19 protein-coding genes and 2 pseudogenes are annotated in these 26,531 nt (G+C 29.4%); 18 read left to right on the top strand and 3 right to left on the bottom strand.

The window, feature by feature from the left end:
• Positions 1 to 282 precede the first annotated feature (282 nt).
• From fabB to M9405_RS02335, 18 genes and pseudogenes are all read left to right on the top strand, one after another.
• Positions 283 to 1,500 (top strand): beta-ketoacyl-ACP synthase I, encoded by a 1,218-nt coding sequence (gene fabB / locus M9405_RS02420; protein ID WP_250223116.1) that lies wholly within the window; start codon positions 283 to 285, stop codon positions 1,498 to 1,500.
• Positions 1,501 to 1,813: 313 nt separating this feature from the next.
• Positions 1,814 to 2,938, top strand: coding sequence for a 4-phosphoerythronate dehydrogenase (locus tag M9405_RS02415; protein WP_250223115.1), 1,125 nt, complete (start codon positions 1,814 to 1,816; stop codon positions 2,936 to 2,938).
• 464 nt (positions 2,939 to 3,402) lie between these two features.
• The gene (truA, locus tag M9405_RS02410) at positions 3,403 to 4,194 is read left to right on the top strand and encodes a tRNA pseudouridine(38-40) synthase TruA (protein WP_250223114.1); all 792 of its coding nucleotides are present in this window, start codon (positions 3,403 to 3,405) and stop codon (positions 4,192 to 4,194) included.
• A 278-nt stretch (positions 4,195 to 4,472) separates the two neighbouring features.
• A complete protein-coding gene (gene accD, locus M9405_RS02405; protein WP_250223560.1) occupies positions 4,473 to 5,342 on the top strand; it encodes an acetyl-CoA carboxylase, carboxyltransferase subunit beta in 870 nt (289 codons plus the stop codon).
• Between the two features lie 60 nt (positions 5,343 to 5,402).
• Positions 5,403 to 6,680: a bifunctional tetrahydrofolate synthase/dihydrofolate synthase gene (folC, locus tag M9405_RS02400; RefSeq protein ID WP_250223113.1), complete on the top strand. Its 1,278-nt coding sequence runs from the start codon at positions 5,403 to 5,405 to the stop codon at positions 6,678 to 6,680.
• A gap of 518 nt (positions 6,681 to 7,198) precedes the next feature.
• Positions 7,199 to 7,595 (top strand): annotated as a pseudogene (ndhC, locus tag M9405_RS02395) (NADH-quinone oxidoreductase subunit A).
• 52 nt (positions 7,596 to 7,647) lie between these two features.
• A pseudogene (locus M9405_RS02390) lies at positions 7,648 to 8,325 on the top strand (NuoB/complex I 20 kDa subunit family protein).
• 101 nt (positions 8,326 to 8,426) lie between these two features.
• Positions 8,427 to 10,214: an NADH-quinone oxidoreductase subunit C/D gene (gene nuoC / locus M9405_RS02385; protein ID WP_250223112.1), complete on the top strand. Its 1,788-nt coding sequence runs from the start codon at positions 8,427 to 8,429 to the stop codon at positions 10,212 to 10,214.
• Between the two features lie 12 nt (positions 10,215 to 10,226).
• Entirely contained in the window at positions 10,227 to 10,757 is a 531-nt protein-coding gene (gene nuoE, locus M9405_RS02380) for an NADH-quinone oxidoreductase subunit NuoE (protein WP_250223111.1), read from the top strand.
• Entirely contained in the window at positions 10,754 to 12,097 is a 1,344-nt protein-coding gene (nuoF, locus tag M9405_RS02375) for an NADH-quinone oxidoreductase subunit NuoF (protein ID WP_250223110.1), read from the top strand. The genes nuoE and nuoF overlap by 4 nt, the downstream gene beginning before the upstream one ends.
• Positions 12,098 to 12,204: 107 nt before the next feature.
• Positions 12,205 to 14,970, top strand: a complete 2,766-nt coding sequence (nuoG, locus tag M9405_RS02370) for an NADH-quinone oxidoreductase subunit NuoG (protein ID WP_250223559.1) — start codon at positions 12,205 to 12,207, stop codon at positions 14,968 to 14,970.
• A gap of 23 nt (positions 14,971 to 14,993) precedes the next feature.
• Entirely contained in the window at positions 14,994 to 15,938 is a 945-nt protein-coding gene (gene nuoH, locus M9405_RS02365) for an NADH-quinone oxidoreductase subunit NuoH (protein WP_250223109.1), read from the top strand.
• Between the two features lie 28 nt (positions 15,939 to 15,966).
• Positions 15,967 to 16,509 (top strand): NADH-quinone oxidoreductase subunit NuoI, encoded by a 543-nt coding sequence (gene nuoI / locus M9405_RS02360; RefSeq protein WP_250223558.1) that lies wholly within the window; start codon positions 15,967 to 15,969, stop codon positions 16,507 to 16,509.
• A gap of 29 nt (positions 16,510 to 16,538) precedes the next feature.
• Positions 16,539 to 17,096, top strand: a complete 558-nt coding sequence (locus M9405_RS02355) for an NADH-quinone oxidoreductase subunit J (RefSeq protein WP_250223108.1) — start codon at positions 16,539 to 16,541, stop codon at positions 17,094 to 17,096.
• Positions 17,093 to 17,395 carry an NADH-quinone oxidoreductase subunit NuoK gene (gene nuoK / locus M9405_RS02350; RefSeq protein ID WP_250223107.1) on the top strand — a complete coding sequence of 101 codons (303 nt, stop codon included), beginning with the start codon at positions 17,093 to 17,095 and terminating at the stop codon, positions 17,393 to 17,395. The genes M9405_RS02355 and nuoK overlap by 4 nt, the downstream gene beginning before the upstream one ends.
• Positions 17,392 to 19,290, top strand: coding sequence for an NADH-quinone oxidoreductase subunit L (gene nuoL, locus M9405_RS02345; protein ID WP_250223106.1), 1,899 nt, complete (start codon positions 17,392 to 17,394; stop codon positions 19,288 to 19,290). Before nuoK ends, nuoL begins: the two co-directional genes overlap by 4 nt.
• Positions 19,291 to 19,337: 47 nt before the next feature.
• Positions 19,338 to 20,870, top strand: a complete 1,533-nt coding sequence (gene nuoM / locus M9405_RS02340) for an NADH-quinone oxidoreductase subunit M (protein ID WP_250223105.1) — start codon at positions 19,338 to 19,340, stop codon at positions 20,868 to 20,870.
• A 34-nt stretch (positions 20,871 to 20,904) separates the two neighbouring features.
• The gene (locus M9405_RS02335; RefSeq protein WP_250223104.1) at positions 20,905 to 22,410 is read left to right on the top strand and encodes an NADH-quinone oxidoreductase subunit N; all 1,506 of its coding nucleotides are present in this window, start codon (positions 20,905 to 20,907) and stop codon (positions 22,408 to 22,410) included.
• 122 nt (positions 22,411 to 22,532) lie between these two features.
• On the opposite strand, the gene yfaE is transcribed toward M9405_RS02335, so the two are convergent.
• From yfaE to nrdA, 3 genes are all read right to left on the bottom strand, one after another.
• A complete protein-coding gene (gene yfaE / locus M9405_RS02330; protein WP_250223103.1) occupies positions 22,533 to 22,826 on the bottom strand; it encodes a class I ribonucleotide reductase maintenance protein YfaE in 294 nt (97 codons plus the stop codon).
• Positions 22,801 to 23,931, bottom strand: coding sequence for a class Ia ribonucleoside-diphosphate reductase subunit beta (gene nrdB / locus M9405_RS02325; protein WP_250223102.1), 1,131 nt, complete (start codon positions 23,929 to 23,931; stop codon positions 22,801 to 22,803). The genes yfaE and nrdB overlap by 26 nt, the downstream gene beginning before the upstream one ends.
• Positions 23,932 to 24,003: 72 nt before the next feature.
• Positions 24,004 to 26,301 carry a class 1a ribonucleoside-diphosphate reductase subunit alpha gene (nrdA, locus tag M9405_RS02320; RefSeq protein WP_250223101.1) on the bottom strand — a complete coding sequence of 766 codons (2,298 nt, stop codon included), beginning with the start codon at positions 26,299 to 26,301 and terminating at the stop codon, positions 24,004 to 24,006.
• Between the last annotated feature and the right edge of the window lie 230 nt (positions 26,302 to 26,531).

Raw genomic sequence — 26,531 nt, 5'->3', positions numbered from 1 at the left:
CTATGTATATCACGTGTATAAATTATTGATTTTTTTAAAAAAATCGTAACCATAAGTATGGTTTATGTTATGACTTTTATATAAGTAAAGGTGTATTATGTGTTGAGAATTAGTTTTAATTAATATAAAAATATTTTTAAGTTATTTATTATAATATTATAATAAATTTATTTTCTGTATCAATAATCCCTATAATTACATTTTAAATAGATATTTTGTCAGATTAAGTGTCATTTTATTATTATGGAATAGTTACTATAATGAGAGCGAGGTGTATTAAAAATGAAACGTGTTGTTATAACTGGTTTAGGGATTATATCAAGTATTGGAAATAATAAACATGAGGTTTTAACAGCTTTACAAAATGGTCGTTCTGGCATTACTTTTTCTCAAGAATTAAAAGAATCTGGTATGCGCAGTCATGTATGGGGTTGTATTAAGCAATTAAATATAGAAAAATTGATTGATAGAAAAGTGGCTCGATTTATGAGTGATGCAGCTGTTTATACATATTTATCTATGGAGCAAGCAATTGCAGATTCTGGGTTATCTTTAAATATGATTAGTAATAATAAAACAGGATTGATAGTAGGTTCTGGTGGAGGTTCACCGCATAATCAAGTATCTGGATCTGATGGAATGCGTTTGCGCGGGTTAAGAGGTGTTGGTCCTTATATGGTGACGAAATCTATGGCGTCCGGCGTATCTGCTTGTTTATCGACGGCGTTTAAAATTCGAGGCGTCAGTTATTCTATAAGTTCTGCGTGCGCTACATCTACACATTGTATTGGCAATGCATTTGAGTTAATCCAATTAGGAAAACAAGATATTATTTTTGCTGGAGGTGGAGAGGAATTATGTTGGGAAATGGCATGTGAATTTGATGCGATGGGTGCATTATCTACTAAATACAATATAGCGCCAGCAATGGCATCTCGTCCTTATGATATTGATCGAGATGGTTTTGTAATTGCTGGAGGCGGCGGAATTGTTGTAGTTGAGGAATTGACACATGCTGTAAGTCGTGGCGCTCATATTTATGCAGAAATTATTGGATATGGTGCTACATCAGATGGATGTGACATGGTTGTGCCTTCTGGAGAAGGGGCGATGCGATGCATGAAATTAGCTTTGTGTGATATAAATACTCCAATAGATTATTTAAATGTACATGGAACATCGACTCAAATAGGTGATATTAAAGAAATTTGGGCAATCCGTGAAACCTTTGGTAATAAACATCCTGCGTTTTCTTCTACTAAATCAATAACTGGTCATTCATTGGGTGCGGCGGGAGTACATGAGATTATTTTTACTTTATTAATGTTAGAAAATAATTTTATTGCTCCAAGCATTAATATAAATAATTTGGACCCATACATAAATAATATGAAAATTATTGTTAATAAATCTATTTTTTGTAAATTAAATACTGTTATGAGTAATAGTTTTGGTTTTGGAGGAACTAATGCTACTTTAGTGATGAAAAAACATAATTAGTATATTGACCATCAGTAATGTTAAATAATTTAATTAGTTCTTATTGATATAAGTGAAAAAATATATTTTGGTATTTTTTATTTAAACATTGATTATTTTATTGAAAAATATAGTTTATTATTAGTAATAAATATTGGAATTTTGTCAAAATAAAATTTGGAAATTTTATGATATCGTCAATAAATTATATTGCTATAACATAGCAATATAATGTATCCCTATTGGAAGGGGTTGTTGTTTTATATTAAATAAAAATAATTTAAAATTACTTATTATTTATTTTATATAGAGGAGAGTAGTTAAGGAGATTATTTTGAGGATTTTAGCTGATAAGCATATACCCTATATTAATAGGTTATTTGGTTTGCATAATATAGTAAAATTATGTGAAGGTCGTTCTATTAGTAATAGAGATGTTAAAGACGTAGATATATTAATAGTACGTTCTATCACTCAAGTTAATGAAATTTTGTTAAATAATAGTGCTATAAAATTTATAGGTACTGTAACTTCTGGCATCGATCATGTTGATTGTAATTATTTGAAGGATTGTGGGATTAATTTTGTATATACTCCTGGAAGTAATGCAGTAGCAGTAGTGGAATATGTTTTTGCAGCATTATTTTGGTTAGCATCGCGTGATAATTTTTTTTTACGTGACAAGGTGATTGGAATTGTAGGGGTTGGTAATATTGGAAGTTTATTGAATAAAAGATTATGTAGTTTCGGTGTGCAGACTTTATTATGCGATCCTCCATTAGAAAAATTAAATACCAGCGAATCTTGGAAATCTTTTGAAAAATTAGTGTCAGAAGTGGATATCTTAACTTTACATACTCCATTAATTATGGAGGGGTATTATCCTACATGGCATATGGTCGATTTTGATGTTTTAGATGCTTTACCTGATAACAGTATTTTAATAAATACCTGTAGAGGCGCTGTTATAGACAACAGCGCATTATTAAAAATTTTAAAAAATGGTAAAAAATTAAATGTTGTTTTAGATGTGTGGGAATCAGAACCAATAGTATCAGTTCCTTTATTATCGTATGTAGATCTTGGTACTCCACATATAGCTGGTTATACTATTGAGAGCAAAATTCGTAGCATAATGCGGGTATATAATGAGTATTGCAATTTTTTTGGATTCTCTGATTTAGAGACAGAGAATATATCTGTGTTAGGTCGTTCTATTATTCATGATATACAAGTAAAAGAAAAATTGGATGAAATTTTATTAAATAGATTAATTAAGTTAATTTATAATATAAATTATGACGATAATATGTTAAGAAATTTTGCTAATGTATTAGGAGGTTTTGATAGAATACGTAGTTGTTATGCATCTCGGAGAGAGTGGTCATCTTTGTGTGTCAAGACTTGTGTAGATTGTATTTATGAAATGTTAATAAAATTAGGTTTTAGTGTTGTGTAATTAAATATATAAAATATTATATTTCATAGTTTTATGATTTTATAGATAATATCAATTTTTTACAGAAATTTTTATACATCATTTATATGTAATTAATTACTAAAATGAAGGGTTTTCTGTTGAAATTATAGATATTACATATAACTAAAATATAGTTTTATTAATATTAATTTTGTTATTAGATTTTTATTTTATGTTACATTAGGTAATGTGAAAAATTCTATTTTTATATTGTGTATGGAATATCTCACATTTATATAAGTATCATAATTTTTAGTAATTGTTAAGATAAATACACATAGTTTGTTTAAGAAACAAATTGTAATAATTTTTATAAAAATTAATGTAATTTTTATAATTATTTTAATGATTGGCTAGTGGTATTTTACACATATTCTATTTATTTTTAGATGGGGAAATTAATATTATAATAATAGTTTAAAAATGCGTTTAATTTAAACATTATGATACGACTAGCTTTAGGTATTGAATATGATGGCACTGAATATTGTGGTTGGCAAAAACAAAAAAATTCTCTTAGTGTACAATATTGTGTAGAAAGAGCTTTAAAAAAAGTATCATCTGAATCAATAACAATTTTTTGTGCAGGTCGTACTGATTCTGGAGTTCATGCGTTAGGACAAGTGGTGCATTTTGAAACTAATGTACAACGTGAACAATCTGCTTGGATATTAGGAGTCAATCATTATTTGCCATCAAGTATTTGTGTTCGTTGGGTAAAACCAGTGGATAAGGATTTTCATGCGCGTTTTAGTGCAATATCTCGTCGTTATTGTTATATTATATACAATAGTTGCATAAGATCTGCATTGTTATTTCAGAAGACTTGGCATTATAAGAAATACTTAGATATTAATAAAATGATTAATGCTGCTAAGTATTTATTAGGAGAGAATGATTTTTCTGCCTTTCGCTCTGAAGGATGTCAATCTCGCTCTACATACCGAAGAATGTATCATCTACATGTTATACGTAAAGGACAATATGTTATTATAGATGTTAAGGCTAATTCTTTTATGTATCATATGGTCAGAAAAATTGTAAGTTGTTTAGTAAGAGTAGGTTGCGGAGAAAAACCTGAAATCTGGATATTAGAAGTATTAAAAAGTTGTGGCAAGGCGGATGCAGTCAGTTTTATAGCTCCATCTAGTGGGTTATATTTTCTAGAAGTAAAATATCCTATGCATTTTTCTATTCCTTCATCGGGTGTAGATGAGTTATTACCGGAATACTAATGAATGCTCTATGTATATTTATTGTTAGAGTTTTGTAATATTATTTAGATAGAATTATGGTAAAATTATATTGATATTTTATAAAAATTTTTATAAATAATTTTTTGTTGTATTAATTTTATTTTTATAGTTTATTGGCGTGGATATTTATTCAAGTCAATGATTATTGAAAATAAGATAATATATTATTGTATAATAGTTTTATCTTATGTAGATAAGATTATGCAATTTTTTATTTAGAGTAAAGAAAATGTCATTTCTTTTATATAAGGTTTATGATGAGCTGGATTGAACGTATTCTTAGCAAGAAGACAATTATACCGACTCGCAAAAAAAAAATTCCAGAGGGTATATGGACCAAATGTGATTTGTGTGGGCAATTGCTATATAAAAAAGAATTAGAGCGTAATTTAGAAGTATGTCCTAAATGTGATAATCACATGAAAATTTCAGCTCGGGTTCGTTTATTATCCTTTTTAGATCCAAAAAGTGCGTCGGAATTAGCTATTGAATTAAGTCCTAAAGATATTTTAAAATTTAAAGATTTAAAAAAATATAAAGATCGATTGATCTTAGCACAAAAAATAACAAAAGAAAAAGATGCATTAGTAGTAATGCAAGGTAAATTATATGGTATGAACATTGTTGTTGCGGCATTTGAATTTGATTTTATAGGCGGATCTATGTCTTCAGTAGTAGGAGCACGTTTTGTGCTAGCAGTAAACAGAGCTTTGTCTTTAAGATGTCCTTTAGTTTGTTTTTCTGCTAGCGGGGGTGCTAGAATGCAAGAGGCTTTTATATCTTTAATGCAGATGGCTAGAACTAGCGCAGCGTTAGCTAATCTATATATAGAGTGTTTACCATATATTTCTGTTTTAACTAATCCTACTATGGGGGGGGTGTCCGCTAGTTTAGCTATGTTAGGCGATATAAATATTGCTGAGCCTAAAGCACTTATAGGGTTTGCTGGTCCTAGAGTTATTGCTCAGACTGTTCGGGAAAAATTACCATTAGAATTTCAAAAAAGTGAATTTTTATTACAAAAAGGCGCGATTGATTTAATTGTACGTAGATTGGATTTAAGATATAAAATAGCAAGTTTATTAGCGAAGTTGACTCAACAACCAGTCCCAAAGGTTTTTAATTGATTTTTTTATTTAATTATTTATATCTTATTATTATATAATTACTATATATGAGATTTTTTAATGAACATAGTTGTTACTGCGCAGTCGTCTTTAATAGAATGGTTGCTTTATATTGAGAATTTGCATAGTGCAACTATTGATTTAAATCTTAATAGAGTACGTGCTTTAGCTATAGCTCTTGATTTAATTCATCCAGCAGAGTATGTAATATTAGTGGGCGGTACCAATGGAAAAGGAACTACGTGTTGTGTTCTAGAAACTATATTATTGCGTAATAATACTACGGTTGGTTTGTATACATCTCCTCATTTATTATCTTATAACGAAAGAGTTCGAGTTTGTGGTAGAGAATTATCAGATAGTATTCATGTTGAAGCGTTTTCAACTATAGAAAAGGCTCGTGGTTTTATCAAATTAACTTATTTTGAATTTATTACTTTGTCTGCTTTATATATATTTAAACAATATACATTAGATGTAGTCATCCTTGAAATTGGATTGGGTGGCAGATTAGATGCTGCTAATGTTGTTAATGCTGATATTTCTGTTATTACAAATATCGGAATAGATCATACTGAATTTTTAGGTAACAGTCGTGAAATGATTGCACGAGAAAAATCTGGAATATTTCGATTTAATAAACCAGCAATAATTGGTGATAGTGATTGTCCATACTCTCTTATTGAGAGGGCTAATTTTTTTAAAACTTCTCTCTTCATAAGAGGACGTGATTGGGATTTTCAAGTTTTTAAAAACCAATGGTCTTGGTGGAGTAAAGCAGATAATTATAAATTAATATATGATAATTTACCGATTCCGAAAATTCCCGTAGAAAATGCTGCTGTTGCATTAAGCGCGTTAAAACAATCAAGTTTTTTGATATCTAAATCGGAGATACACGCAGGGTTAGAGTCAGCGTTTTTGCCTGGGCGTTTTCAGATTATTAGGAAAAAACCGACTATCATATTAGATGTTGGGCATAATCCGCATGCTGCTAATTTTCTAATTAAAAAATTAGTTGTTTTTTTTTCAAAAAAATTAGGTACCATAAGAATGGTTATAGGCATGCTAAAACATAAAGATATTTCAGGAACTATTTATTATTTACGTTCTGTAGTAAATTTTTGGTATTGTGCGAGTTTAAATACACCGTTTTCTGCTAGTTGTTCAGATTTTTCTAAATATTTAATAAATTGTAATGTTCAAAAATTTGATAGTATATTAGATGCTTTAAACAAAGCAGTATTAGATTCATCATGTGAAGATTGTATAGTAGTGTTTGGATCGTTTTATGCTGTAAGTCCAGTTTTAAAACAAATAGATGTTTGTTATATATGACAAACAGTTACTTATTTAAAGCATTGTCTGAAGAATATTATTTATAAAGATAATTCTTAATTATATTAAGATATTATTATAATATATTAGTCATAATTAACATGATTGTCTGTATGCACATAGATTATGTGATAAAAAATTTTTTGTAATGTAAATTAATATTTATGTTTAATATAAATCAAGATTGTTTATGTATGGTATTGCAATAAAATCGTAATTTTTCAGTTATTTCTATAATTAAAAAATTGCATTATTAGAATATTAAGAATTTTATATTGATAAACATTATTATAATAGTATAGGTTTATATCATTATATTTTATTAATATAATATTATAATTAGGTTTTTATAATGTTAACTTCAGATAGTGTGATTAAATATAGGAATATTATATGATATAATAATTAGTTAGAATATTAAGTTAATTTTGCATTGTATGAATAAATTATTAATAATATCAAAAAAGTTTTTATAAAATTTATTATTATTATTTGGTCAATGTGTGTGGTGGGATTGTATGATATGTTTAAGTCCTCAATGCTGTGGTATTCTAGCATTTGTATTTGGAATTATAATTTTGTGTGGTTTTATGTTATTGTGTGGACATTTTTTAGGCGGGCGTTCTATTGCGTATTCTAAAAATGTACCATTTGAATCTGGTGTTGAGTCTTTAGGGAGCGTAAAAGTTAAATTTTTTATAAAATTTTATTTGATAGCGATGGTTTTTGTAATTTTTGATGTGGAAGGTATATATATATATATGGTCGATATCTATACGTGATGTTGGATGGTTAGGATTTATCGAAATGTTTGTTTTTGTGTTAGTTTTGTTGGTAGGTTTATTGTATTTAATAAGAATGGATGTGTTTAATTGGATAAAAAAGCCTGTGACTATATCAAAAAATAATTATTAGTATTATTTAGTATAATTATTAATGCTTTAGAGCATTTTATCAGGAATAATTTATGAAGTATACTTTAACAGTAGCTAAAACTAGTAATGATAAAAAAATGATTTGTATCCTCTACAAAAAAATTATGTTGTCTCTGATCCTTTAGAAGAAAAAGTACAACGGAATGTTTTTTTTTGGAAAATTAAGTGTAATGTTACATAAAATTGTGAATTGGGGTCGCAGTAATTCTATATGGCCTTATAATTTTGGATTGTCGTGTTGTTATGTTGAAATGACTACGGCATTCACTTCGGTTCATGATGTAGCTCGATTTGGATCTGAAGTATTACGCGCATCACCGAGACAAGCAGATCTTATGGTTATCGCGGGTACTCCTTTTATTAAAATGGTTCCGGTGATTCAACGATTGTACGATCAAATGTTAGAGCCCAAGTGGGTGATTTCTATGGGAGCTTGCGCTAATTCTGGTGGTATGTATGATATTTATTCAGTGGTACAAGGAGTAGATAAATTTTTGCCAGTGGATGTTTATATCCCAGGTTGTCCTCCTAGACCGGAAGCATATATTCAAGGTTTGTTATTATTAAAGAAAGCAATTAGCCAAGAAAGACGTCCATTGTCTTGGGTTTTAGGTAATACGGGTATATATAAAAAAAATATGCAATCAGAACGTCAAAATAAAAGTGCTAAACGTATGGCTGAAACTATATTAGATTCTGAAAATGAATGATTGGTTTTATTGTTGTCGTTAATAAAGTCATATGTAGTATTAATTAGTATTGGTAATATTAACAGCACTTGAAATAAATTATGTAATCTATAATACATAGAATGTGCAATAAATATACACAACAACAGTCTTATATTCAGAATCATTATTCATCAGTATTAAATGCTTTATTTTCTGTGTTTGGTGCTAGTTCTTTTACTATACAAACTACTTGTATACAGGAATCTTTGATTATTTGGATTAAACGTGAAATATTAATTGCTGTATTAAAATTTTTAAAAAAAATCTCACAACCATATGTTATGTTATACGATTTACACGCAATAGATGAGAGATTGCGTACTCATCGTGATGGGTTACCTAAATCAGATTTCACAGTATTTTATCATATTATTTCTATATTGCGTAATAATGATATAATCATAAAAGTTCCGTTATTTGAAGAATCTTTACATATTCCTACAATAGTATCTGTATTTATGAACGCAGATTGGTATGAGAGAGAAATTTGGGATATGTTTGGAATATATTTTAAGTATCGTTCTAATTTAAGACGTATTATTATGCCAAAAGATTGGGTAGGACATCCTTTACGTAAAGAGTACCCAGCTCGCGCTACAGAATTTTATCCTTTTACTTTGAATAGAGAAAAAGAAAAATTAGCAATGGAAGCATTATTGTTTAAACCAGAAGATTGGGGAATGCGGAAATATAATGAGGATGAAAATTTTATGTTTCTCAATTTAGGTCCTAATCACCCGTCAGTACATGGAGTATTTCGTATTATTTTACAATTAAGCGGAGAAGAAATTATAAATTGCGTGCCAGATATTGGTTATCACCATAGAGGTGTGGAAAAAATGGGAGAAAGGCAAACTTGGCATAGTTATATACCTTATACTGATCGTGTTGAGTATTTAGGCGGTTGTATCAATGAAATGCCGTATATATTAGCTGTGGAAAAACTTGCTGGCATTACTGTATCAGATAGAATAAAAGTAATTCGCGTTATGTTGTCAGAATTATTTAGAATTAATAGTCATTTGTTATATATTAGTACTTACTTACAGGATGTAGGCGCTATGACGCCGGTGTTTTTAGCATTTACTGATCGGCAGAAAATTTATGATGTTATTGAATTAATTACTGGAGCCCGTATGCATCCAGCATGGTTTAGAATAGGAGGACTTGCAAATGATTTACCTAAAAATTGGAGTACTTTATTAAAGAAATGTTTAGATTGGATACCGAGTCGTGTTGATTTTTATGTGAAATCGGTGTTAAAAAATAGTATTTTAAAAAAACGTGCTTGTGGTGTAGGAGCTTATACGGCACAAGATGCTTTGGATTGGGGAATAACTGGAGCTGGATTGCGTGCAACTGGTATTGATTTTGATATACGTAAAGTACGTCCTTATTCTGGTTACGAAAATTTTGACTTTGATATTCCAATAGGCAATGGAATTAGTGATTCATATAGTAGAGTTATGTTAAAGGTAGAAGAAATTTATCAAAGTGTGCGAATTTTGGAACAATGTTTACAGAATATGCCTATGGGAACTTTTAAAGTTGATCATCCGTTGACCACTCCTCCTATAAAAGAATATGCTTTAAAACATATTGAAACACTTATTACACATTTCGTTCAAGTAGCTTGGGGACCGATAATACCTCCCAATGAATCATTACAAATGATTGAAGCTACCAAAGGTATTAATAGTTATTATTTAATTAGTGATGGTGGTTCTATGAGTTATCGTACACGTATTCGTACGCCGAGTTTTCCACATTTACAGCAGATTCCTTTTGTAATTCGTGGTAGCTTAATATCGGATTTAATCGTATATTTAGGTAGTATTGATTTTGTTATGTCTGATGTAGATCGTTAATGTTGGAGTAATATGAGTAATATCAATATTTATAATAAGAAAATTGTTAGAAAAACAAGTGGTACGCATGATTTTCAGCTAAGCACAGAAGAACATAATGCTATTAGAAAGGAGTGTACTTTTTACAAAAATAATCGTGCAGCTTCTATTGAAGCTTTAAAAATTGTGCAAAAAAATAGGGGTTGGGTATCAGACAATGCGATAGTATCTATTGCAAAAATTTTGCGTATTTCCACTGTTGATTTAGAGGGAGTAGCTACTTTTTATAATCAAATTTTTCGTCAGCCTGTTGGACGTTATATAATTCGTTATTGTGATAGTGCAGTGTGTTACCTTACTGGGTATGAAAATATTAAAAATAAATTAATTAATATTTTAGGAGGGATATGCGCAGGAGAGACGACTGCAGATAATAATTTTACTTTATTACCGACTTGTTGTTTAGGGATGTGCGATAAAGCTCCTGTAATTATGGTAAATCAAGATATTTATTGTTATGTAGTACCGGAGACAATTTCAAAATTATTAGGAAAGTATTTATGAGTAAAATACATAATAATGTTCGTCCAGAAAGTCATCCGTTAACTTGGAGAATGCATTTTGATAAAAAAAAGCCTGTATGGTTACGTGAGTATAAGGCTAAAAATGGGTATAAATCAGTATATACAGCGATAAATTATATGTCTCCAGAGGAGATAGTGAAATTAATTCAGGAGTCTGGTTTAAGGGGTCGTGGTGGTGGTGGGTTTCTTACTGGGACAAAATGGTCAATAATGTTTCAAAATAAATCTAATGATGCTCGTTATTTAATATGTAATGCAGATGAAATGGAGCCGGGTACCTACAAAGATAAATTTTTGATGGAAAATTTACCTCATTTATTGTTAGAAGGAATATTAATTTCAAGTTATGCTTTACAGGTAACTTGTGCGTATATCTTTTTACGATATGAATATATGACAGCAGCCGCATATTTAACACGCGCTATTAATGAAATTCACGAAATTGGATTGCTTGGCAAAAATATTTTAAATAGCGGATTTAATTTAGATTTATATTTGCATACTGGTGCAGGGCGTTATATTTGTGGAGAAGAAACAGCATTAATTAATTCATTAGAGGGTCGTCGTGGTATACCTAGGGCTAAACCCCCATTTCCGAGTGATATGGGTTTATGGGGTAAACCGACTTGTGTGAATAACGTAGAAACATTATGTAATATTCCAGGTATTATTGAGCATGGAGTGTCTTGGTACAAAAATTTATCTGCCAAAAACAGTAATGATTCTGGTACAAAATTGATGGGTTTTTCTGGAAAAGTTAATAATCCTGGAGTTTGGGAATTGCCCTTTGGAACAACTGCTAGAGAAATTTTAGAAGATTATGCTCAGGGTATGCGTGTTGGATTTTTTGTAAAAGCCTGGCAACCAGGTGGTGTTAGTACAGATTTTTTACTGCAAACTAATTTAGATACACCGATGGATTTTCAAAATATTCAGAATCTTGGTAGTAGATTTGGGACAGGTATGGCTATAGTAATAGATAATACTGTAAGTATAGTGTCATTCATGCGTAATTTGGAAGAGTTTTTTTCTAGAGAATCGTGCGGATGGTGTACTCCATGCAGAGATGGATTACCTTGGATAGTAAAATTATTAATTGCTTTAGAACATAAAAAGGCCAAAAATGGGGATATAGAGTTATTAGAAAGATTATGTTATTTACTAGGTCCTGGAAAAACTTTTTGCGCACACGCACCAGGAGCTGTAGGTCCTTTGAAAAGCGCATTAAAATATTTTCGTCATGAATTTGAATTGGGTATTTGTGAATTTAATATGTGTAAAAAAATGAATAATGATATTAATTTTATACAATTGGATTAATCTTTTTTTGAAGATAGGTTGTGGTTAATATATTTAAAAGATATATTTATTCATATTTAATACTAGTATTGTAATGTATATAATATATATATTGGTATATTGAAATGATGGTTTCTATTTATATAGAAGGACAGAAATATTTAGTAGAGAATTCTAAAAATATATTAGAGGTATGTTTATCTCTTGGGTTTGATATTCCTTATTTTTGTTGGCATCCTGTGTTAGGAAGTATTGGAGCGTGTAGACAATGCGCGGTAAAACAATATGCCAATATTGAGCAATATAATAGTGGATCTGGAAATATAGTTATGTCCTGTATGACCTCAATATCTCCAGGTAATTTTTTTATACTTTTTGATGATGAAGTAAAAGAGTTCAGAAAGAATATAATAGAATTGTTAATGATTAATCATCCACATGATTGCCCTGTATGTGAAGAAGGTGGTAATTGCCATCTTCAGGATGTAACGGTCATGGTTAGTCAAACATATCGTCGGTATAGATTTTCTAAACGCACGCATTATAATCAATATTTAGGACCATTGATTTCACATGAAATGAATCGATGTATTACATGTTATCGTTGTATTCGTTATTATCAAGATTATGCTGGTGGTGACGATTTAGGGGTGTTCGGGGTACATGATAATATTTATTTTGGACGAGTCAAGGATGGTATGTTACAAAGTGAGTTTTCCGGAAATTTAATAGAGATATGTCCCACAGGCGTTTTTACTGATAAAACTCAGTCGAAGTATTATACGCGTAAATGGGATACTTTATTTGCTCCTAGTATTTGTCATCAGTGCAGTATTGGATGTAATATTATTATAGGTGAGCGTTATGGTAATTTGTGTCGCGTTGAAAATAGATATAATAGCGATATTAATGGTTATTTTTTGTGTGATCGTGGAAGATTTGGTTGTGATTATGTAAATTTTTCTGAAAACCCCAAGAATCCTATCAAAAAACAAGGTGATGACTGGGTTATTTTAAATAGTATGCAGGCTGTAAAATTAGCAGCAGATAATTTAAAAAATAATTGTAGTAGAATTATTGGTATTGGTTCTGCTCGTGCTAGTATAGAAAGTAATTTTGCTTTATCACAACTAGTGGGTTCAGAGAACTTTTATATTGGCATTAGTGGTTTTGAATACGAAAGGTTATTATTAATATATCAAATATTGTGTAATAAGAATTTTTATATTCCGACTTTGCATGAAATAGAAAGTTATGATGTTATATTAATATTAGGTGAAGATATTACTCAAACTGGCGCTCGAATGGCATTATCAGTGCGTCAAGCAATGAAAAGTAATCTTTTTGATCAGTCAAAGAAGCAAGGTATTTATTCTTGGCAATCAGCTGCTGTTCTAAATAATTCTCAAAATTTTAAAAATAATTTTTTGTTAATTACTGGAATAGATAAAACTAAATTAGATGATATTGCGATATTGACTTATTATGATTCACTACAAAATCAGGCAAGGTTTGGTTTTGCTATTGCACACGCAATAGATGGTAATGCGCCTGAAGTTAAAGATTTTGATACTGAATTAAATAAAAAATTAGAGGTAGCTGTAAATATATTGATGCAAGCACGTAAGCCGTTAATTATTTCTGGAAGTAACGCTGGTAGTAAGGAATTAATTACAGCATCCGCGAATATTGCTTATGCTTTAAGAAATCGCGGTAGTAATGTGGGTATTACTTTTATTGTAAGTGATGTGAATAGTATTGGTGCAATGGTGTTAAGTAAAAAAAATCTTGATGATGTTGTTATAGATATTTGTAATAGTAATACTGAGTCTATTGGTTTAGTTGTATTGGAAAATGATTTATATCGTCATGCTTCAAAAAATAAAGTTAATGCTATATTAAATAAGATTAATTATTTAATTATGTTAGATCATCAATATCATGTGATTCATAAAAAAGCTGATTTATTTTTATCATCATCTAGTTTTGCTGAAAGTGATGGGACTGTGATTAATTATGAAGGGCGGGCTCAGAGGTTTTTTCGTTTGTTCAAATCGTGTGATTATAACAAAAATGCAACTGTATTAGAGAGTTGGAGATGGTTGTATTTGATACAGGATTATTATTTAAATAATGTTAGAACAGAAAATCTGTGTATTGATCAAGTAATAGATTCTGTTATTTGTATTTTTCCAGAGTTAGTAAATATTAAAAAAGCTGCGCCGGATGCATCATTCCGTGTCTATGGTCAAAAATTAGCACGTGCTCCACATCGTTATAGTGGTCGTACGGCTATTCATGCAAATAGTAATGTACATGAACCTTATACTGTAGAAGATAAGAATACAATGTTTTCATTTTCTATGGAAGGCAGTCATAATGTTAAATCTTTACATAAGCAAATAGCATTTGCTTGGGCTCCTGGTTGGAATTCGCCTCAAGCTTGGAATAAATTTCAAGATGAAGTAGGTGGCAATTTATGTTCTGGTAATCCAGGAGTTAGAATAATTTGTAATGATAATAATATTAGGGAGTTTAATTGGTTTAATATAATTCCTGAATCTATCAATAAGTCTGTTAAACATGTTAAACAATGGACAATTGTGCCGTATTGGCATTTATTTGGTAGCGAAGAAACTTCTCAGAAGTCTCAGGCAATCCGAGATTGTATGCCTGGTCCTTATGCTATGCTTAATCCACGAGATGCTTCTTATTTAAAAATAAAAGAAAATATGTTACTTCGATTTACGTGTTCTGAGCAAATATTATGTTTACCTATAAAATTAAGTCATAATTTGCCTATACATCATATTGGATTACCAATAGGTTTTCCAGATATTCCAGTGTTTTTATCTGGTATGTATGCTTATGATGTATCAGGAATTATATTATGATTGTGTATAGTTGAGAAAATATTATGCAATGCTTATATGCAGTTATTCAAGCATTTTTAATTTTATTTATAATGGTGTTTTTTGGATCATATATGAGTTTTTTAGAACGTCGATTGTTAGCGTTGTTTCAAAATCGTTATGGTCCTAATCGAGTAGGTTGGCATGGATCATTACAGTTATTAGCTGATTTAATTAAAATCCTCTTTAAAGAGGATTGGATTCCTCCTTTTTCTGATCGTACTATATTTATTTTAGCTCCAACAGTTGCGTTTATTTTATCATTAATAAATGTGTTGTATATTCCATTTACTCCTTTTTGGTTAATTTGGGATTGTGATATTGGTGTGTTATTTTTTTTAATGACATCAGGATTAATGGTGTATGCAGTATTATTAGCTGGTTGGTCTAGTAATAATAAATATGCTTTAATTGGCGCTGTACGTGCTGCGGCACAAACATTAAGTTATGAAGTGTTTTTAGGATTGTCTGTAATGGGTGTAGTTGCAAAATCTGGATCATTTAATTTACAAAAAATTGTTGAAGATCAATGTTATATATGGAATATAGTACCCCAATTTTTAGGATTTGTTACATTTTTCATTGCAGGAATTTCTTTATGTCATAGACACCCGTTCGATCAACCAGAAACAGAACAAGAATTAGCAGATGGTTATCATATTGAGTATTCGGGTATGAAATTTAGTTTGTTTTTTATTTCTGAATATATTACTATGATAGTGGTTGCATCTTTTATTGTAGTGTTATTTTTTGGGGGTTGGAAGGGTCCATTTTTTTCTCCATTTATTTGGTTTGCTGCTAAGGTGTTTTTATTTTTAGTATTATTTATATTAATACGTGCAGCATTACCTAGACCACGTTATGATCAAATTATGCGAATAGGTTGGATCGTTCTCTTTCCTGTCGCAATGATTAATTTATTGAGTACTGCATTTATTGTTTTAATATAATTATTTTTAATGTGGTGATATTATTATGATGATCCTAAAAAGATTTGTTCTAGATATTGTATCTATTTTGCGTAGTGTATGGATGATAGGAAAACAAGCGTTTAGTAAACGTGAAACTCAAATGTATCCAGATATTCCATATATTCCATCATCTAGATATCGAGGACGTATTGTGTTAACTAGAGATCCAGCTGGTGAAGAACGTTGTGTAGCTTGTAATTTGTGTGCTGCTGCTTGTCCAGTCGGGTGTATTGCTTTGCAAAAAGGGGAAAGATCTGATGGAAGATGGTATCCTAAATTTTTTAGAATCAATTTTTCTCGATGTATTTTTTGTGGAATGTGCGCAGAAGCTTGTCCCACAGAAGCTATACAATTAACTTCAGATTTTGAGATGAGTGACTTTGAAAGACGTGATTTAGTATATGAAAAATCTGATTTATTAATATCAGGTCCTGGTAAACAACATAATTATGATTTTTATAAATTTGCTGGTCATGCATATATAGGCAAACAGAAAGGTAGCGCACATAATGAATCAGTTCCTATAAATGTCAAAAATATATTACCTTAGTTTTATAAAATTGTGTAGGTGAATATAAAATGGTAGTTTTATTTTATTTTTTTGGGATTTTAGCAATAATTTCTACAATATGTGTCATACTCAATCGTCATCCAGTATATGCATTATTATTTTTGATAATGTCTTTTTTAGCAATATCCTGTATTTTTTTTATTGTAGGAGCACCTATCGCTGGCGCTGTAGAAGTAATTATATATGCTGGAGCTATTATGATTTTGTTTATATTTTCTGTCATGATGCTTAATACTAATAACATTATATTTAGCATAAAAAATACAGGTAAAAATAATTTTATAAAACTTAGTTGGTGCTGTGGTATAATTATTTTAAATAGTATTTTATGCGCAATTGTACTATATGTATGTTTTAAAATTCCAAATTCTTTTATAAGTATACAAAATCAAGCAGTGGGCATTAAACAAGTAGGTATAGCATTATTTGGTCCTTATATATTTATAGTAGAATTGGCATCTTTTTTATTATTAGGTGCTTTAATCTCGGTTTTTTATTTAGCACAAGAACATAAGTTATCTAATAATTATAGTGTATCTAGTAAGTCAAAAGAAAATAGGATATGATTCCTTTATCGCATGGTTTAAGTTTATCTGTAATTTTATTTTTTTTAGGTTTAATAGGAGTAATAATAAGGCGTGACTTGTTATTTGTCTTATTGTCCCTAGAAATTATGATTAATTCTGCTGCTTTAGCTTTTGTAATAGTTGGAGCATATACAAATCAAACAGACGGTCAGATTATGTATATTTTAATAATTACTTTAGCTGCTTCTGAATCTGCCATTGCTTTAGCTTTATTACTTCAATTATATCGTCGTTATTGTACATTACATACCGACAATATTGGAGAGATGCGTGGATGAATTTTCTTGAATTAACTATATTGTTTCCGTTGTTGGGATTTGTTGTTTTGGCTATTTCTCAGGGGAAATGGTCAGAGAATATTTCTGCAGCAGTTGGGGTCGGATCTATAGGGCTATCAAGTTTTGTTACTATTTATATAATATTTGATACGTATCATAGTTTTTATGATGATTTAAATTTTGTTTTTATCAAAAACATGTGGAATTGGATTCCTATGGATTTTGTATGTATTCCGATATCGTTAAGATTAGATGGATTATCATTAATAATGTTATCAATAATTATTGGTATTGGGTTAATTATTCATGTGTATTCAGCGTGGTATATGAGTGGTAGCGAGGGGTATGCTCGATTTTTTGCATATACTAATTTATTCATAGCAAATATGGTGCTTTTAGTATTATCAGAGAATTTATTATTAATGTATTTTGGTTGGGAAGTTGTAGGACTATGTAGTTATCTGTTAATTGGGTTTTATCATTTAAATAAAATTAATGGCATAGCTGCTTTAAAAGCATTTATTATTACACGTTTTTCAGATATATGCATGCTATGTGCTTTATTCATGATTTATCATCAATATCACACTTTAAATTTTAGTGAATTAATAGGTTTAGAATTAAAGTATGTATCACATGATAATTTTGGAAATTTAACAGCGTGGATATCTTTTATGTTATTGATTGGAGCTCTTGGTAAATCGGCACAATTGCCTTTACAGAATTGGTTAATAAGCGCAATGGTTGGGCCAACACCGGTTTCAGCATTAATTCATTCAGCTACTATGGTAACTGCTGGGGTATATTTAATAATTCGTATGAGCAATTTTTTTTTGGTAACTCCGAAAATATTATATTTAATCGGTTTAATTGGATCATTAACAATAGTGTTATTTGGTTTTTCAGCATTATTACAAAGTAATATTAAAAAAATTTTAGCGTATTCTACTGTAAGTCAAATAGGATATATGTTTCTGGCATTAGGAGGTGGGCATTGGTATGCAGCAATGCTACATTTAATGACTCATGCCTTTTTTAAAGCTTTGTTATTTTTAGCGGCGGGGTCATTGATTTATATTTGTCGTAATGAACAAAATATTTTTAAGATGGGAGTTTCATATAAATCGGTATTGTTAATATATATTTGTTTTTTAGTGGGTGGTTTATCTTTATCTGGTGCTCCTATAATTACTTCTGGTTTTTATTCAAAAGAAATGATTATGTTAGAAACTTTATTCAGTAATAACTATTTTTTCTTTTTTTCCGGATTATTAGGAGCTATCTTAACTCCAATATACACATTTCGTATGATTTTTGTAATTTTTCATGGGTTAAAAAAAAATCATTTATGTGTATGTAAGAATAAAATAACTCATAGTTTTCCTTTAATTATATTATTAATATTTTCTACATTTATTAGTAGTTGGATCACATTACCTATATCAATAGATGCTATAAATATCAGAATAAATGAGTATTTTAGTTATATTAAAATATTTTATGGATTGATATTTGGAGTGTTAAGTATTTTTTCTATTTGGGTAGCATCAGTATTTTGGAAGAATTCTATTCCCCAAAAATTTGTTGGGTCGCGCAAGGTAATTAATAGTAATATTTTATGTTTAATAAAACGACATATAATTTTGTTATGTTATTATGGTTGGGGATTTGATTGGTTATACAAATTTACTTTTGTAAAACCATATTTATTTATAGTAAAGAAATTGTCTGATTGTGATCCATTAGATATGGTAACAAAAACTATGGTATGGTTTTTGTGTTGGTTAAAAAATATTTTGGTATTAATTAGTAATGGAAAAATAAGTTGTTATATAGTATCTATGAATATAGGAGCAATAACAATATTAATTGTTACTATATTTGTGTTTTTATAAATATATTACATAGTAATTGACATATTTAAAGAGATGAATAAATCATAATGTTTTTAATTATCTTAATACTTATTCCTTTTATTTGTAGTGTTTTATGTTGGCGAACAGAGCGCGTCGCCTGTTGGCTACCGCGTTGGATAGCTTTGTTTAGCTCAGGTATAATATTATTATTTATTATATTTCTATGGCGATTGCATTGGGATGATGCATCTAGTGTTACCAATATATACACGAATTTTCCGAAATGGAAATTAGAATATTCTTATCCGTGGATACCAAGGTTTGGTATTAGTTTGCATATAGCATTAGATGGGCTTTCTGCGTTGATGATTATGTTATCTGGATTTATAGGATGCATGGCTGTTTTATGTTCTTGGAATGAAATTAAACATGATCAGGGTTTATTTTATTGTAATTTATTGTGGATAATAGGAGGAGTAATTGGTGTATTTTTATCAGTTGATATGTTTTTATTCTTTTTTTTCTGGGAAATGATAATAATTCCAATGTATTTTTTAGTATCGTTATGGGGACATAATGATATAGATAGTAATGTGCGTATTAATACTGCTGTTAAATTTTTTATTTATGCTCAGTGTAGTGGATTATTAATGTTAATTTCTATTATTACACTTGCTTCTATAAATTATAGAATGAATGGTATTTGGTCTTTTAATTATCAAGACTTATTGCACATAGTTTTGCCGAGAAATGTAGAGTATTTATTAATGTTGGGTTTTTTTTTAGCTTTTGCAGTAAAAATGCCCATAGTTCCATTTCATGGTTGGTTGCCGGATATGCATTGTTATGCACCAACCGCTGGATCCGTAGATTTAGTAGGAATGTTATTAAAAATATCAGCGTATGGCTTATTTAGATTTGTGTTACCATTATTTCCATATGCTTCACAGTCTTTTACTCCGATTGCTATGTTTTTAGGTGTGTTAAATATTTTTTATGGAGCTTATATGGCTTGTGCGCAAACTGATATTAAGCGTTTAATTGCATATTCTAGTATATCTCATATGGGGTTTTTACTAATTGCTATTTATAGTGGTCTGGAGATGTCTTATCAGGGATCAGTAATACTGATGGTTTCCTATAGTTTATCTGCATCTGGAATGTTTATATTATGCGGACAATTATATGAGCGTCTACACACTAGAGATATGCGTTTTATGGGAGGATTATGGAATAAAATGAGTTGTTTTCCAGCATTTTTTTTATGTTTTATTTTAGCAACATTAGGATTACCAGGGACTGGGAATTTTGTTGGGGAAGTTACTGTTTTGTGTAGTAATTTTCGGGTAAGTCCTATTATTACAATAATAGTTTGTTTTGGGATAGTATTTTCATCTATATATTCTTTACTTTTAATGCAACGTATATTTTATGGGATTTTTTATATCTCTAATCCTAGAGATGTGAGTTTTATCGGTTTAAAACATATGGAATTTAGAGAAAAATTGATTGCTATTTTTTTATTAATAAGCATTTTTTTTATTGGATTTTTTCCAAAATATATTTTAGATATTTCACATGAATCTATGAAATATCTTAATATTTGGTTGAAAAAATAGAGATTATTTATTCCCAATTAGGTTATATTTCGTCATGATTATGATGTTAGAAACAGGTATAGTGCTGTTACCTGTAATGGTTGTTGGAATAACTACTATTGTTATCATGTTATTTATTTCAATATACAAGAGAAATTTGTTGTTTCATACATTTTTGACAATTTTTGGTCTAAGTTTATCTGTTGTATCTTTTTGGTTAATTTGGCACCAAAATACTAGGAATGTTTTAGAATTAATATATGTAGATAATACAACTATATTTTATGGGATATTGATATTACTATCTAGTATAGTTAGTGTTATATTGTCTTATAATTATTTATTAAATCATCCAAATGTTCGTGATGAGTTTTTGTTATTATTATTAATTTCAAATATTGGTGGAATTTTATTAATTTCTGCAAATCATTTAGTTATTTTATTTTTGGGGATTGAATTAATTTCTTTGCCTTTATTTGGATTAATTGGTTATTCTTATTTTAAAAAATTTTCTTTAGAAGCAAGTATTAAATATATAATTTTATCTGGGATATCTACGTCGTTTATGTTGTTTGGGATAGCTTTAATATATACTGTTTCTAATTGTTTATCTTTTTTAGGTATTAGTAATATTGTACACTCGCAATATTTTATTGCATATCAACCTATATATTTAATAGGATTAAGTATGTTGATGGTTGGATTTGGATTTAAGTTATCATTGGTACCATTTCATTTTTGGGTCCCTGATATATATCAGGGGTCATCGTCTTCTGTCGCATTGTATTTAACTACTAGTGTCAAAATAGCTATTTTATCAATTTTAATTCGTTTATTTATGATTTTTCCTGATCAATATCAAAATATATTATATGTATTTTTATCTGGATCAGCATGTTGTTCTGTATTATTTGGGAATTTGATGTCTATTGGGCAATGCAATATCAAGAGATTTCTTGCTTATTCTGTTATTGCTCAGATAGGTTACATGATGATTGGAATTATTTCGGCAATGAAATTTAAATTTGATTTAATTACTGCAGAAGCTCTTGGAATATATTTGATTAGTTACGTGTTATCTATTACAGGGGTTTTCGGTATTATTTCCATATTTTCTGTTATTTATAAAAGTAATTTTACTAAAAATAGTGTATATGATTTATGTGTTTATCGTGGTCTTTTTTGGAAAAATCCTATATTGTCAATATTATTGACAATAACAATGTTATCTTTATCTGGTTTTCCTATGACATTAGGTTTCATTGGTAAATTTTACATATTTATGTCTGGAATATACAGTAAATTATGGTGGTTTACTGTTTTTGTAGCTATAAATAGTGTTATTGGTATATTTTATTATTTAAGAATAATAATAAACCTATACTTAGCGCCTGTAAAAAGTATGTTTATTAATAATAATTGCAATATTTCTGTATTGTCTCAAAAAAATTGGATAACTAGCGTAGTAGGTATAGCAGTGATCATTATAACTGTATGTATACTGTTTTTTGGGTTTTATCCGCAACCAATTATTAATTTAATACATTTAATATATTTTTAGAACAATTTATATGTATTTGTTAGTTAGTTGAGTTGTTAGATATATTGTGTTAATTAGTGTGCATTAGAGTAATTAACTATAGTGTTAAATATATAGAAGAATGGATTGATAATTTTATTATTTTATGCTTTTAATTTTATAATTAGGTTATTTACAGGTATACAACAGCAACTTAGAATTTCTTTAGGGCTAATATAACCTAAAGGTTCTTGTTTATATTTTATTTGTCCGTGTATTAGGAAAATACGACAAACTCCGCAGTAACCTGATTTACATTGATAGTTTGTTGGTATGTTATTCCATTCTAATGCTTCTAATAAAGTAGAATAATGTGGACTATTATGTGTAAATTTTATGTTTAAAGAGCGCTGTTTATCAGAAAATATTATTTTACAATTGAAAATTGTCAAATTCATTATCGTTCATTTTAGTATCAATTTGTCCAACTAAATAGGAACTTGATTCTACTTCTTGGGGAGCTACTTGTACGTTATCTGAGGATAGCCAAGAATTAATCCAAGGAATAACATTAGATCTAGTGTTAAAAGGCATATTTAAACCAATCGCTTGCATACGCATATTAGTGATATATTCGATATATTGGCACAATATTTCTCTGTTTAAACCGATCATAGAACCATTTTTAAATAAGTATTTCGCCCAATCTTTTTCTTGTTCTGCAGCCATCAAAAATATCTTATAGCTTTCTTCTTTGCATGTTTTGCTAATTTCAGTCATTTCTGGATCGTCTTTTCCTGCATGTATTAAATTAAGCATATGTTGGGTAGCAGTCAAATGTAAATATTCATCACGTGCTATAAGTCGTATGATTTTAGCATTTCCTTCCATTAATTCACGTTCGGCAAATGCAAAAGAACAGGCAAAGCTTACGTAAAAACGAATTGCTTCTAAAACGTTTACACTAATTAAACATAAATATAATTTCTTTTTAAGATCAGATAAATTGATTTTAATGAATTTGTTATTAATTTTATGTGTACCAGATCCTACTGTGTGATAGTAGTTAGTGTATTCAATTAAATTATCATAGTACGCAGATATATCTTGCGCTCTTTTTAAAATTTCTTTATTTGTGATGATATCATCAAATATTAAAGAGGGGTTAGCAACAATATTACGAATTATATGTGTATAAGAACGAGAATGAATAGTTTCGAAAAATGACCATGTTTCTACCCAAGTTTCTAGTTCTGGTATAGAAATTAATGGGAGTAAGGCTATATTAGGGCTACGTCCTTGTATTGAATCTAATAATGTTTGATATTTTAAATTACTGATGAATATATGTTTTTCATGTTCTGGTAGTGATTGATAGTCTATTCGATCTTTAGAAATATCTATTTCTTCTGGTCTCCAAAAGAAAGAGAGTTGTTTTTCTATTAATTTTTCAAAAATAATATATTTTTGTTGATCAAACCGCGCAATATTTACTGATTGGCCTAAAAACATTGGTTCAAGAAGCTGATTGTTTTTGTTTTGAGAAAAAGTAGTATAAATCATATGTATTCCTTTTTATAAATTAAATACATTGCGCGCAAGTACTTATTTTAAGTAATATATCATCATATAGTTTCATATTATACAAGCATCGCTGGCACAAATGTTCGATTGATTGGAGAATTGTTGTTGTGGCAATATTTTTTGTTGTTGTTCTTGAGTTCCATCACGAGTATTATGATAATATAAAGTTTTTATACCAATTTTATAAGCGTATAGTAAGTCTGCAAGCAATTGTCTCATAGGAACTTGTGATTTAAAAAAACGAGATGGGTCATAATTAATGTTAGTTGAAATAGATTGATCAATAAATTTTTGCATGATTCCTACTAATTGCAGATAACCACGATTGTTTGGTATTTGCCACAGTAGTTCATAAGCAGACTTTAGTTTACCAAAGTCTGGAACTACTTGTTTTAAAATGCCATCTTTTGATGCTTTTATGCTGATGAATCCTCTTGGAGGCTCTATTCCATTTGTGGCATTAGAGATTTGCGATGAAGTTTCTGATGGCATCAATGCAGATAATGTAGAATTTCTTAGGCCATACTGTTTAATGTTAGCGCGTAAATCTTCCCAATTGTAGCGTAGTGGTTCGTTAATAAAATCATTAAGATCTTTTTTATATGTATCAATAGGTAATATACCTTTTGCATATAAAGTATCATGAAACCATGCGCATGGGCCTTTTTCTTTAGCTAAATTATTAGATGCTGTTAGTAAATAGTATTGTATAGCTTCAAAAGTACGATGTGTTAATATATTAGCGCTACCGTCTGAGTAACGTACTCCATTTTTAGCCAGATAATATGCATAATTTATTACTCCAATGCCTAGAGAGCGTCTTTGTATTGCGCTGCGTTGTGCCGCTGGTACAGGATAATCTTGGTAATCTAATAGCGCATCAAGAGCGCGTACTAATAAGTTGGATAATTCAGATAAATCATTGAGATTTTCAATATTTCCTAGATTAAAAGCAGACAATGTACATAAAGCGATTTCACCATTTTGATCGTTAATGTTATTTAAAGGTTTAGTAGGTAAGGTGATTTCTAAACACAAATTAGATTGTTTAATTGGAGTAGTGATACTATTAAATGGACTGTGTGTATTACAGTGGTCGGTATGTTGAATATAAATTCTGCCGGTAGAAGCACGTTCTTGCATCATTAAAGAAAACAGGTCTATTGCTTTAATTTTTTTATGTCTAATTTCATGGTTTTTTTCATAAATATTATATAATCGTTCAAATTCAATTTGGTTAGAAAAAAAAGATTCATATAACCCAGGTACATCAGATGGACTAAATAATGTAATGTATTTTCCTGTAATAAGGCGTTGGTACATTAATTTATTAATTTGTACGCCATAATCTAAATGGCGTATTCTGTTAGATTCAATGCCTCGGTTATTTTTTAATACGAGTAAATTTTCTATTTCTAAATGCCAAATTGGGTAAAATAGTGTAGCAGCTCCGCCGCGTACTCCCCCTTGAGAGCATGATTTTACCGCCGTTTGAAAATGTTTATAAAATGGAATACAGCCAGTATGAAATGCTTCTCCATTACGTATGGGACTTCCTAAAGCTCTTATTCTTCCGGCATTAATACCAATTCCAGCGCGTTGCGCAACGTATTTGACAATGGCACTAGATGTTGCATTGATAGAATCAAGATTATCATCGCACTCTATTAGAACACAGGAACTGAATTGTCTTGTTGGTGTACGTACTCCCGACATGATAGGTGTTGCTAAAGATATCTTAAAAGTTGAAATTGCGTCATAAAATTGTTTAACATAATTCATTCTAGTTTTTTTTGGGTATTTAGAGAATAGACATGCTGCGGTTAGAATATATAGGAATTGAGCACTTTCGTAAATTTCTCCAGTTATTCTATTTTGTACTAAATATTTTCCTTCTAATTGTTTTATAGCGGCGTAAGAAAAATTCATGTCTCTCCAATGATCGATAAATGTGTTCATTTGTATAAATTCCTTTTCATTATAATCATCTAGTAGTTTTTTGTCATATTTACCAATTTTCACTAATCGTAACACATGATCATAAAGTTTTGGAGGTTCAAATTCACCGTAAGCTTTTTTACGTAAATGAAATACTGCTAACCGTGCTGCTAAGTATTGATAATCTGGTTCTTCCTCAGAAATTAAATCTGCTGCTGCTTTTATAATAGTTTCTTGAATATCAGCAGTTTTTATTCCATTATAAAATTGTATATGAGAACGTAATTCTACTTGTGAAACAGAAATTTTTTCGAGGCCTTGTGCAGCCCAGTTTATAACTTTATGAATCTTTTCAAGATTAATAGGTTCTTGTTGTCCATTACGTTTAGTAACTAGTAAAGTTTGGTGCATATGGTTTTATACCTGTTTATAATGTAATAATAATATTAGTTATTATAATTTTATAATGAATAAGTTATCGCATAAAATATTTAATTTATAAATAAAATGATCATGACATTTTCTTTATTTTTAATTTAATAAACAGAATTATCTTATCTTTTATAAGATATTGTTTTATATATGTTTAAACGCAAAATATATGTTTTTGTAACAAAATCACATTTGATTTATTTTGAAAG

The organism is Candidatus Blochmannia ocreatus (assembly GCF_023585745.1).
In the GTDB taxonomy this organism is placed as follows: domain Bacteria; phylum Pseudomonadota; class Gammaproteobacteria; order Enterobacterales; family Enterobacteriaceae; genus Blochmanniella; species Blochmanniella ocreatus.
The sequence above is the reverse complement of the archived record's forward strand: the minus strand, read 5'-3'. Positions and strand labels throughout refer to the sequence as shown.

Coding starts and splice junctions, on each gene's coding strand:
- accD (WP_250223560.1), top strand. CDS start 4,473: ATGAGCTGGATTGAACGTATTCTTAGCAAGAAGACAATTATACCGACT.
- nuoL (WP_250223106.1), top strand. CDS start 17,392: ATGAATTTTCTTGAATTAACTATATTGTTTCCGTTGTTGGGATTTGTT.
- M9405_RS02355 (WP_250223108.1), top strand. CDS start 16,539: ATGGTAGTTTTATTTTATTTTTTTGGGATTTTAGCAATAATTTCTACA.
- nuoH (WP_250223109.1), top strand. CDS start 14,994: ATGCAATGCTTATATGCAGTTATTCAAGCATTTTTAATTTTATTTATA.
- yfaE (WP_250223103.1), bottom strand. CDS start 22,826: ATGAATTTGACAATTTTCAATTGTAAAATAATATTTTCTGATAAACAG.
- nrdB (WP_250223102.1), bottom strand. CDS start 23,931: ATGATTTATACTACTTTTTCTCAAAACAAAAACAATCAGCTTCTTGAA.
- nuoK (WP_250223107.1), top strand. CDS start 17,093: ATGATTCCTTTATCGCATGGTTTAAGTTTATCTGTAATTTTATTTTTT.
- nuoF (WP_250223110.1), top strand. CDS start 10,754: ATGAGTAAAATACATAATAATGTTCGTCCAGAAAGTCATCCGTTAACT.
- M9405_RS02335 (WP_250223104.1), top strand. CDS start 20,905: ATGATTATGATGTTAGAAACAGGTATAGTGCTGTTACCTGTAATGGTT.
- folC (WP_250223113.1), top strand. CDS start 5,403: ATGAACATAGTTGTTACTGCGCAGTCGTCTTTAATAGAATGGTTGCTT.
- nuoI (WP_250223558.1), top strand. CDS start 15,967: ATGATCCTAAAAAGATTTGTTCTAGATATTGTATCTATTTTGCGTAGT.
- fabB (WP_250223116.1), top strand. CDS start 283: ATGAAACGTGTTGTTATAACTGGTTTAGGGATTATATCAAGTATTGGA.
- nuoM (WP_250223105.1), top strand. CDS start 19,338: ATGTTTTTAATTATCTTAATACTTATTCCTTTTATTTGTAGTGTTTTA.
- nuoC (WP_250223112.1), top strand. CDS start 8,427: ATGTGCAATAAATATACACAACAACAGTCTTATATTCAGAATCATTAT.
- nuoG (WP_250223559.1), top strand. CDS start 12,205: ATGGTTTCTATTTATATAGAAGGACAGAAATATTTAGTAGAGAATTCT.
- truA (WP_250223114.1), top strand. CDS start 3,403: ATGATACGACTAGCTTTAGGTATTGAATATGATGGCACTGAATATTGT.
- nuoE (WP_250223111.1), top strand. CDS start 10,227: ATGAGTAATATCAATATTTATAATAAGAAAATTGTTAGAAAAACAAGT.
- nrdA (WP_250223101.1), bottom strand. CDS start 26,301: ATGCACCAAACTTTACTAGTTACTAAACGTAATGGACAACAAGAACCT.